The following is a 13336-nucleotide window of genomic DNA, read 5'->3' on the forward strand; positions in this document are numbered from 1 at the left end:
GTACGCACCGCAATCCCGTACGCACCATCGGCAAGGAGAAACATGAGCGGCAAGGGCGCACCCGTCCTCAGCGTGAAGAACTGCGGCGACCTCCGGGTCGCGGTCGTCGCTGCCCAGTGGCACGAGAAGATCATGGACGGCCTGGTCGACGGCGCCCTGCGCGCCCTGAGCGAGCTCGGCATCGACGAGCCGACCCTGCTCCGCGTCCCCGGCAGCTTCGAGCTCCCGGTCGTGGCGAAGGTCCTCGCCGGACGCGGCTACGATGCCATCGTGGCGCTCGGCGTCGTCATCCGCGGCGGAACGCCGCACTTCGAGTACGTGTGCCAGGGCGTCACCCACGGCCTCACCCAGGTCTCGATCGACACCGGCGTACCCGTCGGATTCGGCGTCCTCACCGTCGACAACGAGGAGCAGGCGCTCGACCGGGCCGGCCTGGAGGGCTCCTCCGAGGACAAGGGCCACGAGGCCGTCACCGCCGCCGTCGCCACCGCCACCACACTGCGCACGGTCAGCGAACCCTGGCGCTGAGTCGCCCACGCCCACCCCGTACTCTAGGACCATCATGGCGAACAGAACCCGTAAAAGCTTCGAAGAACTCTTCGCCGAGCTGAAGCTCAAGGCCGAGACCGGCGACCCGGCCACCTCCCGCACCGCGGAGCTGGTGGACAAGGGCGTCCATGCCATCGGCAAGAAGGTCGTCGAGGAGGCCGCCGAGGTCTGGATGGCCGCCGAGTACGAGGGCAAGGAGGCCGCCGCCGAGGAGATCTCGCAGCTGCTGTACCACGTCCAGGTGATGATGGTCGCCCGCGGGATCTCGCTCGACGACGTCTACGCCCACCTCTGAGGCGCCCGTCCCCGGACGCCCCCTCAGGACCCCCGCCCGTTCCGCCCGCACGCAACTCCCCAGGCAAAGGAAGCCGTCCCATGCTGCGCATCGCCGTCCCCAACAAGGGTTCCCTCTCCGGACCTGCGTCGGCCATGCTCCATGAGGCCGGCTACCGCCAGCGCAAGGAGTCCAAGGAACTGGTGGTCATCGACCCCGGCAACGAGGTCGAGTTCTTCTACCTGCGCCCGAAGGACATCGCGATCTACGTCGCCTCCGGGAAGCTGGACATCGGCATCACCGGCCGCGACCTGCTCCTGGACTCCGGCGCCAACGCCGAGGAGATCCTCCCGCTGAACTTCGGCCGCTCCACCTTCCGGTACGCGACCCGGCCGGGCACCGCCAAGGGCCCCGAGGACTTCGGCGGCATGACGATCGCCACCTCCTACGAGGGCATCGTCGCCAAGCACCTCGCGGACCAGGGCATCGACGCCTCCGTCGTGCACCTCGACGGCGCGGTCGAGACCGCGATCCAGCTCGGCGTCGCCCAGGTCATCGCGGACGTCGTGGAGACCGGCACCAGCCTGCGCAACGCCGGCCTGGAGGTCATCGGAGAGCCGATCCTCACCTCCGAGGCCGTCGTCGTCCGCCGCCAGGGCGCGACGGAGGACCACCCGCAGGTCCAGCAGTTCCTCCGCCGCCTCCAGGGCGTCCTCGTCGCCCGTTCGTACGTGATGATGGACTACGACTGCCGCGCCGAGCACCTGGAGCAGGCCGTCGCCCTCACCCCCGGCCTGGAGTCGCCGACCGTCTCCCCGCTGCACAACGAGGGCTGGGTCGCCGTCCGCGCGATGGTCCCCGCCAAGGACGCACAGCGGATCATGGACGACCTGTACGAGCTGGGCGCCCGCGCCATCCTCACCACCGCGATCCACGCCTGCCGCCTCTGACGGCCGGACCAGCGCTTCCGTCCGGCACCACCGGCACCACCGGCACCACCGGCACCACCAGGCACAGAGGAACCCCATGTCCGAGCCCACGACGCCCGCCCTCCCGGTCACCTTCCGCCCCGGCCGCACCCGGGCCGTCCTGCTGACCGTCGGGATCGCGATGTTCGCCACCGTCACCGTGGTGGCGATGATGCTGGAGCGGCTCGGACCGGGGGAGCGCGCCAGCTTCGTCTTCACCGCCGCGCTCTTCCTCGGGGTCCTCGTCCTGCTGAGCCGCCCCAAGGTCGTCGCCGACGACGAGGGCGTCACGGTCGTCAACATCACCCGGACCCGCCGACTCGCCTGGGCGGAGATCCTCCGCGTCAACCTGCGCTCCGGCGACCCGTGGGTCTTCCTGGACCTGAGCGACGGCACCAGCCTGCCCGTGCTCGGCATCCAGCCCGGCATCGCCAGGGAGGCGGCCGTCCGGGACGCCCGCGCCCTGCGGGCCCTGGCGGAGAGCCGGGGGACGGGCGCGGAGGGAGCCTGACCCCCGGGGAGGCCGTATCGGGTGGAACGTCCGGGAGAACCCCGGTCCGTCCCCCATCCGGAGCCGACCCCCTGCCCCTCGGGGCGTTCGCGTGACTAATCTGGAGGCGGTGGTGCCGAGCGCACCACCGCCTCGCGTGTACGGGGCCGCCGCGGCGGCCCGCGAGGCCGCCCTTCGACCCGAGGAGTGACTCCCTCCAGCAATGGACGGATCGTCCGGTAGTACCCGCGCCGCTCCCTCCCAGGAGGCGGCGGCATGATCATCTCCCTTCTGCTGCTCGCAGCGGCCTTCCTCCTGATCCTCGCCAACGGCTTCTTCGTGGCCGCCGAGTTCGGCCTCGTGACCGTCGAGCGGGCCGAGGCCGAGCGGGCCGCGGCCGACGGCGACCGGCGCGCCCGCGCCGTCGTCACCGCACTGCGCGAGCTGTCCTTCCAGCTCTCCGGCACCCAGCTCGGCATCACCCTCACCTCGCTCGTCGTCGGCATGCTCGCCGAGCCCGCGCTCGCCGGACTGCTGCACGGCCCGCTCACCGCGGCCGGACTGCCCGCGGGGGCCGTCTCCGGGGTGTCCGTGGTGATCGGGATGCTGCTCGCCTCCGCCGTCCAGATGGTGGTCGGCGAGCTCGTGCCCAAGAACTGGGCGGTCTCCCGGCCGCTCCAGGTCGCCCGCTTCGTCGCCACCCCGCAGCGCCGCTTCTCCGCCCTCTTCCGGCCGGTGATCGCCCTGCTCAACCGGGTCGCCAACCGGCTCGTCCGGCTCCTGGGCGTCGAGCCCACCGAGGAGCTGGACTCGGTCCGCACCCCCGGCGAGCTGGTCTCTCTGGCCCGGCACTCGGCCCTGGCCGGCGCCCTCGAACAGGACACCGCCGACCTCTTCGTACGGACCCTGTCCCTCGGCGGCCTCACCGCCGAGCAGGTCATGACCCCGCGCGTGAAGGTCAACGCCCTCCAGTGGGACGCCACCGCGGCCGACGTCCTCAACCTCACCCGGGCCACCGGCCTCTCGCGCTTCCCGGTCTACCGCGACCGGATCGACGAGATCGTCGGCATGGTCCACCTCAAGGACGCGCTCGCCGTCGCCCCGCACGCCCGGCCGCGCACCCCCGTCGGCCGGATCGCGGTCCCGCCGCTCCTCGTCCCCGAGTCGCTGCCCGCCCAGACCCTCCTGGAGCGGCTGCGCCGGGAGCAGCCGATCGCGGTGGTCGTCGACGAGTACGGCGGCACCGCCGGCGTCGTCACCCTGGAGGACATCGTCGAGGAGCTCGTCGGCGAGGTCCGCGACGAGCACGACACCGCGGCCGACGAACGGCCCGAGCCGGTCGCCGTCCCCGCCGAGGACGGACGCCCCGCCTGGGACGCCGACGGCTCCTGCCGGGTCCACGCCCTGCGCCGGATGGGCCTCGACGCGCCCGACGGGCCGTACGAGACCGTCGCCGGGCTCGTCGCCGACCTCCTCGGGCGCATCCCCGTCGCCGGGGACCGGGCCGAACTGCCCGGCTGGCACCTCACGGTCCGCCGGGTCGACCGCTACCGCGCCGCATCGGTCCGGATCGTCCGGACGGACCAGGCCCAGGCCCAGGACCCGGACCAGAACCAGGGCCTGGGCCCGGACCGGGTGGCGGTGGCGACGGCCTCCGCCGCCCCGCTGGTCGCGGAGGGAGCCCGATGAGCACCCTGCAACTCCTCTTCGCCGTCCTCCTGGTCCTCGCCAACGGCTTCTTCGTCGGGGCCGAGTTCGCGCTCGTCTCCGTCCGGCGCAGCCAGATCGAGCCGCTCGGCGGCGCCCGGGCCAAGCAGGTCCTGTACGGCCTGGAGAACCTGCCCCGGATGATGGCGGCCGCGCAGTTCGGCATCACCGTCTGCTCGCTGACGCTCGGCGCCGTCGCCGAGCCGACCGTGGCCCACCTCCTCGAACCCGTCTTCCACGCGGCCGGGGTCCCCGAGGGCCTGATCCACCCGCTCGGCTACGTCATCGCCCTGGCCGCCGTCGTCTTCCTCCACCTCGTCATCGGCGAGATGGTCCCGAAGAACCTGGCGATGGCCGCCCCGGAGCGGACCGCGCTCTGGCTGGCCCCGGCACTCGTCGGCTTCGCCCGGCTCTGCCGGCCCGTGACGACGGCCTTGGGCGCCTGCGCCGGGCTGGTCCTGCGGGCCTTCAAGGTCGAGCCGAAGGACGAGGTGGAGGCCGTCTTCACCAGCGCCCAGCTGGGCCGTCTCGTCGAGGACGCCGGACAGGCCGGCCTGCTCGACCCGGCCGAGCAGGAGCGCCTGGAGGACGCGCTCGAACTGGGCTCCCGCCCGGTGACCGACGTCCTCATCACCTCCGCCTCCCTGGTCACGGTCCCGCCGTCCGTCACCCCGCGCGAGATCGAGGAGCTGACCGTGCGGACCGGGTACTCGCGCTTCCCGGTCCGCGCCGAGGCGGGCGCCGCCTTCATGGGCTTCGTGCACGTGAAGGACGTCCTCGACCTGGAGGAGCGGGAGCGGGCGGTGCCGCAGCGGCTGTGGCGGCCGATGGCGACGCTCCGGGCGGAGCTGCCGCTCGACGACGCCCTCACCGTGATGCGCCGGGCCGCGACCCACCTGGCGCAGGTCGCGGACGGCTCGGGCCGGGTCCTCGGGCTCGTCGCCCTGGAGGACGTCCTGGAGATGCTGGTGGGCGAGGTCCGCGACCCCGCCCACCGGGTGCGCCCCCGGACGGCCACGGTCACGATCCCGGTCACGGCGCCGCATCCGGTGCCGGACACGGCCCGGGCCCGGCCCTCGGCCGCGCTGCCGGGCGCGGACCCCTCGCCGGCTCCCGCGCGGAGTTAGGCCCTGATCCGCCGGACAGGCCCCAGTGCACCCGGCTAGTACGGGGGCGGTTCCTGCTGCGGGCCGCGGTCGACCGGACCGCGGCCCGACAGGACCTCCCCGTACGCCTGCATGAGGTCCGCGAGCCGGAGGGTGGCCAGGTCCTCCCGGGTCGGGCTGCCCGGGTAACCGGAGAGCCGCAGGTCCCGGTAGGCGCAGGACTTCTCGTACAGGGTGCGCAGGAAGCGCCCGTTGCCCAGCTCGTCGATCCAGCCCTGCTCCACGACGTGCCCGCTGATCGAGCGCAGCTCGTCACGGGCCTCGTCGTCCCAGCAGTCCCCGTTGGCCGCCGCGAGGACCTCGCCGATGGCGGTGAGTTCGAGCGGCCGGTACGAGGGGAAGTCGACCCGGGTGGTGAACCGGGAGGAGAGCCCCGGGTTGGTGGACAGCAGCCGGTCCATGCCCTCGGGGTAGCCGGCCAGGATGACCACCAGGTGGTCGCGGTTGTCCTCGGCCCGCTTCAGGAGCACCTGGAGCGCCTCGTCGCCGTACGCGTCGCCCTTGCTGTAGCCGGTGTTGGAGAGCGCGTAGGCCTCGTCCACGAAGAGCACCCCGCCGACCGCCGAGTCGATCAGCTCGTTGGCCTTGACCGCCGTCTGCCCCAGGAACTCGCCGACCAGGTCGGCCCGCTGGGCCTCCACGAGGTGGTCGCCGCCGAGCAGCCCGAGGGCGTAGAAGACCCGGCCCAGGATGCGGGCGACCGTGGTCTTGCCGGTGCCCGAGGGGCCGGAGAAGACGAAGTGCCGCTTGGGCGGCTGGACCGGCAGCCCCCGGTCGGCCCGGAGCCGCGCCATCTCCAGCTGCGCCGAGAGCGCCTTGACCTGCCGCTTCACCGGTTCGAGGCCGACCATGCCCTCCAGCTCGGCCAGCGCCTCCGCGAGCAGGGCCGGATCGGTGGGGCCGGCCGGGAAGCGCGGCGGCTCCGGCTGCCGGGGGACCCGGGCCGTCTGCCGTACGGCCTCCGGGGACGGCGGCGCGGCCGGCGGCACCGGGTCGGGCGCGAGCAGCAGCCCGTCGCCGGGGCCGCCGGCGTCGGGCTCGGTACCCGGCACGGTGTCCACCGCGTCCTGGCCGAGACCGCCGCCGACCGTGCCCAGGGCGACCGTCGCGAGCCCGGCCGGGTCCTCCAGGCCGTCGTAGCCCTCGAAGCCGTCGTACGCGGTGATCGCCGCGAGCCGGGCCGCCGTGTCCATGAAGGCCGGGTCGATCCGGTGCACGGCCCGGTAGAGCGGCAGGGCGGCGGCGCTGCGCCCGGTGCCCTCGTGGGCGCGGGCGAGCCAGTACCGCAGCTCCTTGCGCTGCGGCTGCTCGCTGCGGCACCGCATCAGGGAGGCCGACAGCAGCGGCTCGGCCTGGCCGTACATCTCCAGCCGCACCCGGGCCATGCCGCCGAAGAGCCCGGCCTCGATGCCGAGCAGCGGGTCGTCGACGAGGGGTTCGGTGAGCCGGACGAGCTGGTCCCAGTCCTTGACGAGGTAGGCCCGGCAGGCGTGCAGGAAGCGCACCTGGGGGTCGGTGTCGACCGGGGGGAGCCCCGCGAGGGCCCGGTCCAGCTCGGGCACGTGGCGCCCGTCGAGCCAGTGGGAGGCGTGTGCGAGCAGCAGGTCGCGCGGGCTCTCCAGGACGGGCTGCACCCACCAGCCCAGCCAGTACCAGGAGTTCAGGGTGCGCCGGTAGCGGTTCCGCTGCTCGCCGAAGCGCTCGCGGTGGCGGTGCATGCGCAGCAGCGCGGTCGTGGTGTCGACCCGGAGCGCGTGCAGCCCGAGCCAGGCGTCCGCCATCCCGGGATCGATCCGTACCGCCGCCCGGAACTCGTCCTCGGCCTGCGGATAGGCGCCCATCGTGTAGGCGTCGACTCCGCGCAGCCAGGCGAGCTCGGCCGGGGGCTGCGAGCCCTGTGTGCCGATGTCCATCGGGTCCCCCACAACCGTCATCGCATGGACGGGATTTGACCGCACCTGGGGGCATCGTACCTGCGCAGGGGGTGCGCGCTTAAGGAGAAGCGCATGATCCGGAAGCGGTGACCCTGGGTGAGCGACAGGGGACGCGAAGGGCCCTGGAGGGGCCTCGGGAGGGCTTCCGAAGGGGCTCCCGGGGCAGAACGAAGCCCCCGATCACGGGGGAACAACCGGGGGCTTCGCGTCCGCGGCGGCTCCGAAAAGCCGCACATTCAGAACGTAAGACCTGTACGCCCCTGGGGTCAAGCGGAGTTGGGGCACTTGCGCAAGTGGACCCGGGGCCCCTCAGTTCGCGGACAGAAAGTCGTCACGGTGGGTGATGATCTGGTCCGTGCCCGCTGTCACACGGGGCCCGGGAAGCCACTCGTACCCCTCCCCGCACTCCCGTACCAGGGTGTCGGCGAAGGGCCGGGAGGGGTCCTCGGAGAAATGGCGAGTCTCCGCCACGGTCCAGCCCTCCCAGAAGGCCGCCTGCTCCGGGCCGTCCCGGCGCCGGCCCCGCTCCCAGGACCCCTCCGCGCCGCGCTCCATCCACAGCAGGCGCGCCAGGAAGGGCCGCACCGCCCGCCGGCCCGCGCCGACGCCCTCGACGAGGACCACCGGCGCCGGGGGCAGCGCGCGCGGCTCCCCGAAGCGCCGCAGCCGCCAGTCGTACGGGCGGTAGGCCGCGGCCGCGCCCCGCGCGAGGGGCTCCAGGACCTGTTCCCGCAGCCGGCCGGTCCACGCGAAGAGCTCCTCGTGGGTGGCGAGGTCGTCGAGGTGGAGGACGGGGGCGCCACCGAGGGCGGCGGAGAGGCGGGCCGCGAGGGTGGACTTGCCGGAGCCCGCGTGCCCGTCGACCGCGACCAGCCGGACCGGCCCGCAGGAGGGCGGCAGCCGGAGCAGCGCGCGGGCCGCGCGGTCGAGGTCGTCCATGGGCCCAGGGTAGGGGAGCGGGGACCGTCCCAGGTCAGGGAGGTGCCGCCGTCAGTGGGCGAGACCAATATTGGTCCGGCGACGCGGGGCGAAGTGCTGGCGGAGGCCCGCCGGGGCCGGGATAGTGGGCCCGCGCGACCCGTCCGCACGCCGCGTCGGCACACCCGCACGCCACGTCGACGCGCCCGCACACCACGTCGGCACACCCGTACGCCACCTCGACACATCCGTACGCCCACCGTTCTCGACTGGGGGTCACCGCCCATGACCAGCTCCACCCCGCGCAGAACCGTCCTCGCCGCGGCGCTCGCGGCCGCCGCGGGAACGGCCGCGGCCGCCGTCCCCGCCGTCGCCTCCGCTGCCGCCCCCAGGGGCCGCGCCCCCGCGCCCGGCCCGGTCGACAACCGCTTCTGGTCCTCGTACGCGGACTGGCGGCGCGGCACCTCCACCGGTACGAGGGCGGTCCCCGGGCTCCGCCCGGGCCTGGTCCTCGACCGGCCCGCCGGCCGCACCGACCACACCGACCCGCACACCGGGCGGACCTCGACCTGGGAGTACGCGAGCTGGACCTCGCCCGTGCACACCCCGGCCGCACCCGCCACCGAGGTCATCGCCTCCTGGAACGCCCGTACGCCCCCGGGCACCTGGATCCAGGTCGAGCTGTCCGGCACGTACTCCGACTCCACGGCCGTCCCCCGGTACGTCCTGGGCCGCTGGACCTCGGGCGACGGCGAGGAGGACATCCGGCGCACCTCGGTGGACGACCAGACCGACGGCAGGAGCAGCGTCTGGACCGACACCTTCGCGATCGACGACCCGGCGAGCGGGCTGCGGCTGCGCTCGTACCGGCTGCGCCTGACCCTGTACCGGGCGCCGGGCAGCGGCCGCACCCCGACGGTGTGGCGGGTCGGCGCCGTGGCCTCGGACGTCCCGGACCGCTTCACCGTCCCGGCCTCCGTGCCCGGCCCGGCCCGCGAGCTGGCCGTGCCGCGCTACTCGCAGAACACCCACGTCGGGCAGTACCCCGAGTACGACAACGGCGGCGAGGCCTGGTGCAGCCCGACCTCCTCCCAGATGGTCGTCGAGTACTGGGGGCGCCGCCCCTCGGCGGAGGACCTGGCCTGGGTGGACCCGGCCTTCGCCGACCCGCAGGTCTGCCACGCGGCCCGCTTCACCTACGACCACCAGTACGAGGGCTGCGGCAACTGGCCCTTCAACGCCGCCTACGCCGCCACCTACCCCGGCATGAACGCCGTGGTCACCCGGCTGCGCTCGCTCACCGAACTGGAGAGCCTGGTCCGCGCCGGCATCCCGGCCGTGACGTCCCAGTCCTTCCTCGAGGAGGAGCTGACCGGCGCCGGTTACGGCACCGCGGGCCACCTGATGACCGTCGTCGGCTTCACCCCGGACGGCGACGTCGTCGCCAACGACCCGGCGTCCCCGAGCAACGAGGCCGTCCGCCGGGTCTACCGGCGGCGCGAATGGGAGAACATCTGGCTGCGGACGAAGCGGTACGACGCGAACGGCAGGGTCAGGAGCGGTACGGGCGGCGTCTGCTACGTCTACTGGCCGACCGGCCCGACCCCGGCCCAGCAGCGCGCGCTGCGGTCGCTCGGGCTGGTGTGAGCGGGCCCGGACCTGCGGAAGGCGCGAACCGGTGAGGGCCAAAGCGCCGTCCGGGCGCGGGAGTTGCGGAAGCGCTGCGCTACGTTGAGGGCGTGACCGACATCGAATCGCGCATCGACACGTCCCGGCCGCACACCGCCCGGATATGGAACTACTGGACCGGCGGCAAGGACAACTACCCGGTCGACCGGGAGGCCGGGGACCGGATCCGGGAACTGCACCCCGGGATCGGGGAGTACGCGAAGGCGGACCGGCTGTTCCTGGGACGGGCGGTGCGGCACCTGGCCGTGCAGGAGGGCGTCCGGCAGTTCCTGGACATCGGTACGGGACTGCCGAGCGCCGACAACACGCACGAGGTCGCCCAGCGGGTCGCCCCCGACGCGCGGGTCGTGTACGTGGACAACGACCCGCTCGTCCTCGCGCACGCCCGCGCCCTCCTCGTCGGGACGCCCGAGGGCGCCACCGACTACCTGGACGCCGACCTGCGGGACGTCGACACGATCCTGGCCGCCGCGGCGAAGACGCTCGACCTGTCGAAACCGGTCGCGCTGATGCTGCTCGGGGTCGTCATCTTCGTCGAGGACGACGAGGAGTCGTACGGAGTCGTCCGCCGGCTCATGGACGCGCTCGCGCCCGGCAGCCACCTCGTCCTCTCCCACACGGTCACCCGCCCCGACATGCCGGACGTCGACGAGGCGGTGGCCTTCTGGAACGAGCACGGCACCCCGAAGCTCACCCAGCGCACCCCCGAAGCGGTCGCGCGCTACTTCGACGGCCTGGAGCTGCTGGAGCCCGGCGTGGTCTCCTGCTCCGCCTGGCGACCGGAGAGGCCGGCGCCGGACGTCGCGATGTACGCGGGCGTCGGCCGCAAGTGAGGGCGGGGCGGACGGGCGGACGTTTCGGACAGGTGCCCGCCCGCCCCTGACCGTCCCCTCCGGATCGTGCGGCGCGACGCGGGCGGCGACGTGGCGTCCGGCACAGGAGGGGCCCGCCGGCCCCGGGTCCCCGAACGCCCTTCGGCCGCTCGGCGCAAGGCCTCCCGGGTCCCCGGCGCCCTCCGGCACGGCGGGGCGGCCCCGGGGGACGTGACGGACATCTCTACCCCGGAGCCGCCTCCGTGGCGCATGGTGTTCGTCATGACCTCCACCACCCACAGCCTCACCCTCCTCCGCGCCCGCACGGGCGGTCCCCGGGACGACGGGCCCAAGATCCTGGAGAACGTCCTCGGCTGGACCCTGGTCGTGCTGCTCGCCGTGTTCGTCACCCGGGCGGGCCTCATGTGACGGCGTCGGTGTGATCCCCCGGTGGCCGTGTGGTCCCGGACCGCCGGGCGGGCGTACTCCCCGCGACCCCGGTATCCCGCGTGCGGCCCGCCCGCGTCCGGCCGTGTCCGACACCCCCGCGAACGGCGTGGAGCGCCGACTGCCCACCGGTGAGGCCCGTGAGCTGCTCGCCCTGGCGTGCGACATCGCCCCGCGGGAGATCGCCCCGTCCGCCGCGGCCGAGGAGGCCGCCGGACGCTTCCCGCGCGAACTGTTCGCCCTGTTCTCCCGCTCCGGACTCCTCGGACCGCCCCACGGCCCCGCGTACGGCGGGGGAGGCCAGCCGTACGAGGCGTACCTCCAGGTCCTGGAGGAGTTCGCCGCCGCCCGGCTCACCGTCGGCCTCGGCGTCAGCGTCCACACCCTCTCCTGCCACGCGCTCGCCGGCTTCGGCACCGAGGAGCAGCGGGCCGCACACCTGCCCGCGCTGCCGGGCGGCGGCCTCCTCGGCGCGTACTGCCTCTCCGAACCCTCCGCCGGGTCCGACGCGGCGGCGCTGCGGACCCGGGCCGTCCGCGACGGCGACGCGTGGACGACCGACGGCACCAAGGCGTGGATCACGCACGGCGGGATCGCCGACTTCCGCACGGTCATGGCCCGCACCGGCGGCCCGGGCGCGCGGCATCACGGCCTTCCTGGTCCCGGGGGACGCGCCGGGCCTGAACGCGGACCCGCCCGAGCGGAAGATGGGCATGGGCGGCTCGCCCACCGCGCAACTGCGCTTCGACGGCGTACGGGTCCCCGACGCGCGGCGGCTCGGCGGGGAGGGGCAGGGCTTCGCGATCGCGCTCGACGCCCTGGACTCGGGACGGCTCGGCATCGCCGCCTGCGCCGTCGGGCTCGCGCAGGCCGCCCTGGACGCGGCCGTCGGACACGCCCGGGAGCGACGCCGGTCCGGCCGGCCGATCGCCGACTTCCAGGGGCTCCGCTTCCTCCTCGCCGACATGGCGACCCGGGTCGAGGCGGGCCGGGCGCTGTACCTGGAGGCGGCGCGGCTGCGCGACGGGGGGCGGCCCTTCGGCCGGTGCGCGGCGATGGCCAAGCTCTTCTGCACGGACGCCGCCGTGCGGGTCACGACGGACGCGGTGCAGGCGCTCGGCGGGTACGGCTGCACGGCGGACTTCCCGGTGGAGCGCTTCCTGCGGGAGGCCGAGGTGCTCCAGATCGTCGAGGGAACCCATCAGATCCAGCGGGTGGTCATCGCCCGTCACCTGGTCGGACCAGAGTCCCGCTGACCCGGACGGTCCGGTCCGCCCAGACGGGTCCCGCGGCGAGCCGGGTCCACTCCTGGTCGCGGTGGCCGGGCAGGGTGCGGCCCTGGCTCGCCCAGAGCGAGAGCACGTCCTGGTAGATGGGCGGGTGCGCCGGGACGGGGGCGGGGAGGGCCGCGGAGACCGGGGCCTGTGCCGAGAGCGGGACCGGGGCGGCGACCGGGACGGGGGTGGTGATCGTGACCGGCGGGTCGGCGGGGAGGGGCGGACTGACCGGCGCCGGCACGGGCGCGGGCACGGTCCCGGCCGCGGATCCGGGTGCCGGCGCGGACACGGTCATCGTCGTCGTCGGCGCCGCAGCCGGTTGAGGAACCGATTCTTCAATGCGCGGCTCGGCCTGCCGGTGCCGACCGTAACCGCTGGGCGTCGTGTGCAGCGTGGTCATGCCCTGACCAACGCGCCCCGGCGGTCAGGGGTCACCGCCGAGCGCATTCGAGCGGCAGTTCGCCCGGTACCCGGGCGGTCCCGCTCCCCGCGCCGTCCGGTCTCCCGTACCGCGCCGTCACGCGGTACGGGAACGTCCGCCGGTGTCGCGGCCTCAGGCCGCGCGGCGCATCTGCGGCACCCGGATCGGGCGCGAGCCCGGGCCGCCGACGTGCGAGAAGGGCTGCGTGCGCCAGTCGAGTCCCTGGGGGAGCGTCAGGAGCAGCGCGGTGTCCTGCTCCTGGACCTCCAGGGTGTCGTCGGCGGCGGACGCCTCGGAGGCCGAGAGGCCCGTGCCCGGGCACACCGTGAGCACGAAGGGGTTCCACGGCGTCGGGCAGAGCGCGTGCTCCGGCAGCACGTCCTCGTCCGCGAGCAGCGCGATGGGCTGCACGCACTCCGGGCAGAGGACCCGGAACATCTCAAAGGTGTCGTACGCGTCGAGCTCGTCGGACGTGTCGACCGAATCAACAGGCTCCTGCATGGAGAATCTCCCCCTCGGCTGGGTCGGCCGGATCTGTGCGGCCTTCGACCACAGCAAGCACTTCCCATGCGGAACTCCGCATAATCGTGAGGCGTCGCCCCGGGTCGGGCGCAAACCTGTGGTGTTCGTCACATGCCCGTCGCAGGTGCCTCGTGACGGCGCATAGCGCCCCATACGGGTCGC

The 13336-nt window shown here is 74.2% G+C and carries 13 protein-coding genes and 1 pseudogene; 10 read left to right on the forward strand and 4 right to left on the reverse strand.

Annotation, left to right across the window (positions count from 1 at the left end):
* The first annotated feature begins 42 nt into the window (after nucleotides 1–42).
* The 6 genes from ribH to OO47_RS21025 all read left to right on the forward strand — a co-directional run bounded on the left by ribH (nucleotide 43) and on the right by OO47_RS21025 (nucleotide 5115).
* A complete protein-coding gene (gene ribH, locus OO47_RS21000; protein WP_030215072.1) occupies nucleotides 43–528 on the forward strand; it encodes a 6,7-dimethyl-8-ribityllumazine synthase in 486 nt (161 codons plus the stop codon).
* 34 nt (nucleotides 529–562) lie between these two features.
* Nucleotides 563–844 carry a phosphoribosyl-ATP diphosphatase gene (locus tag OO47_RS21005; protein ID WP_030215075.1) on the forward strand — a complete coding sequence of 94 codons (282 nt, stop codon included), beginning with the start codon at nucleotides 563–565 and terminating at the stop codon, nucleotides 842–844.
* Between the two features lie 80 nt (nucleotides 845–924).
* Nucleotides 925–1773 (forward strand): ATP phosphoribosyltransferase, encoded by an 849-nt coding sequence (gene hisG / locus OO47_RS21010; RefSeq protein WP_030215077.1) that lies wholly within the window; start codon nucleotides 925–927, stop codon nucleotides 1771–1773.
* Between the two features lie 76 nt (nucleotides 1774–1849).
* Complete coding sequence (locus OO47_RS21015; RefSeq protein WP_030215080.1) at nucleotides 1850–2302, forward strand: PH domain-containing protein; 453 nt, start codon at nucleotides 1850–1852, stop codon at nucleotides 2300–2302.
* A 255-nt stretch (nucleotides 2303–2557) separates the two neighbouring features.
* Entirely contained in the window at nucleotides 2558–3970 is a 1413-nt protein-coding gene (locus OO47_RS21020) for a hemolysin family protein (protein WP_033209812.1), read from the forward strand.
* Nucleotides 3967–5115, forward strand: a complete 1149-nt coding sequence (locus OO47_RS21025) for a hemolysin family protein (protein ID WP_078489771.1) — start codon at nucleotides 3967–3969, stop codon at nucleotides 5113–5115. The genes OO47_RS21020 and OO47_RS21025 overlap by 4 nt, the downstream gene beginning before the upstream one ends.
* A 35-nt stretch (nucleotides 5116–5150) precedes the next feature.
* Here the strand turns inward: OO47_RS21025 and OO47_RS21030 are convergent, their stop codons facing one another.
* On the reverse strand, nucleotides 5151–7067 hold the full coding sequence (locus tag OO47_RS21030) for an AAA family ATPase (protein WP_030215086.1): 1917 nt from the start codon (nucleotides 7065–7067) through the stop codon (nucleotides 5151–5153).
* Between the two features lie 330 nt (nucleotides 7068–7397).
* Nucleotides 7398–8027: a uridine kinase family protein gene (locus OO47_RS21035; protein WP_030215089.1), complete on the reverse strand. Its 630-nt coding sequence runs from the start codon at nucleotides 8025–8027 to the stop codon at nucleotides 7398–7400.
* Nucleotides 8028–8291: 264 nt separating this feature from the next.
* Between OO47_RS21035 and OO47_RS21040 the strand changes: the two genes are divergently transcribed.
* From OO47_RS21040 to OO47_RS33490, 4 genes and pseudogenes are all read left to right on the forward strand, one after another.
* Nucleotides 8292–9653: a peptidase C39 family protein gene (locus OO47_RS21040; RefSeq protein WP_030215092.1), complete on the forward strand. Its 1362-nt coding sequence runs from the start codon at nucleotides 8292–8294 to the stop codon at nucleotides 9651–9653.
* 92 nt (nucleotides 9654–9745) lie between these two features.
* Entirely contained in the window at nucleotides 9746–10528 is a 783-nt protein-coding gene (locus tag OO47_RS21045; RefSeq protein ID WP_030215095.1) for an SAM-dependent methyltransferase, read from the forward strand.
* A 261-nt stretch (nucleotides 10529–10789) separates the two neighbouring features.
* Nucleotides 10790–10936, forward strand: coding sequence for an SCO1431 family membrane protein (locus OO47_RS36315; RefSeq protein WP_234323253.1), 147 nt, complete (start codon nucleotides 10790–10792; stop codon nucleotides 10934–10936).
* A 103-nt stretch (nucleotides 10937–11039) separates the two neighbouring features.
* A pseudogene (locus tag OO47_RS33490) lies at nucleotides 11040–12210 on the forward strand (acyl-CoA dehydrogenase family protein).
* On the opposite strand, the gene OO47_RS21055 reads toward OO47_RS33490, so the two are convergent.
* Entirely contained in the window at nucleotides 12173–12520 is a 348-nt protein-coding gene (locus OO47_RS21055) for a hypothetical protein (RefSeq protein ID WP_158708681.1), read from the reverse strand. The pseudogene OO47_RS33490 and the gene OO47_RS21055 overlap by 38 nt on opposite strands.
* 264 nt (nucleotides 12521–12784) lie before the next feature.
* Nucleotides 12785–13153 carry a hypothetical protein gene (locus OO47_RS21060; RefSeq protein WP_106969431.1) on the reverse strand — a complete coding sequence of 123 codons (369 nt, stop codon included), beginning with the start codon at nucleotides 13151–13153 and terminating at the stop codon, nucleotides 12785–12787.
* Nucleotides 13154–13336: the final 183 nt, after the last annotated feature.

The sequence above is a fragment of the Streptomyces bikiniensis genome (genome assembly GCF_000716625.1).
Classification (GTDB): domain Bacteria; phylum Actinomycetota; class Actinomycetes; order Streptomycetales; family Streptomycetaceae; genus Streptomyces; species Streptomyces bikiniensis.

Bases quoted from the DNA above. Each gene is read 5' to 3' on its own strand.
- hisG (WP_030215077.1), top strand. From the start codon at position 925: ATGCTGCGCATCGCCGTCCCCAACAAGGGTTCCCTCTCCGGACCTGCG.
- OO47_RS21020 (WP_033209812.1), top strand. From the start codon at position 2,558: ATGATCATCTCCCTTCTGCTGCTCGCAGCGGCCTTCCTCCTGATCCTC.
- OO47_RS21040 (WP_030215092.1), top strand. From the start codon at position 8,292: ATGACCAGCTCCACCCCGCGCAGAACCGTCCTCGCCGCGGCGCTCGCG.
- OO47_RS21015 (WP_030215080.1), top strand. From the start codon at position 1,850: ATGTCCGAGCCCACGACGCCCGCCCTCCCGGTCACCTTCCGCCCCGGC.
- ribH (WP_030215072.1), top strand. From the start codon at position 43: ATGAGCGGCAAGGGCGCACCCGTCCTCAGCGTGAAGAACTGCGGCGAC.
- OO47_RS21035 (WP_030215089.1), bottom strand. From the start codon at position 8,027: ATGGACGACCTCGACCGCGCGGCCCGCGCGCTGCTCCGGCTGCCGCCC.
- OO47_RS36315 (WP_234323253.1), top strand. From the start codon at position 10,790: ATGACCTCCACCACCCACAGCCTCACCCTCCTCCGCGCCCGCACGGGC.
- OO47_RS21005 (WP_030215075.1), top strand. From the start codon at position 563: ATGGCGAACAGAACCCGTAAAAGCTTCGAAGAACTCTTCGCCGAGCTG.
- OO47_RS21025 (WP_078489771.1), top strand. From the start codon at position 3,967: ATGAGCACCCTGCAACTCCTCTTCGCCGTCCTCCTGGTCCTCGCCAAC.
- OO47_RS21030 (WP_030215086.1), bottom strand. From the start codon at position 7,067: ATGGACATCGGCACACAGGGCTCGCAGCCCCCGGCCGAGCTCGCCTGG.
- OO47_RS21060 (WP_106969431.1), bottom strand. From the start codon at position 13,153: ATGCAGGAGCCTGTTGATTCGGTCGACACGTCCGACGAGCTCGACGCG.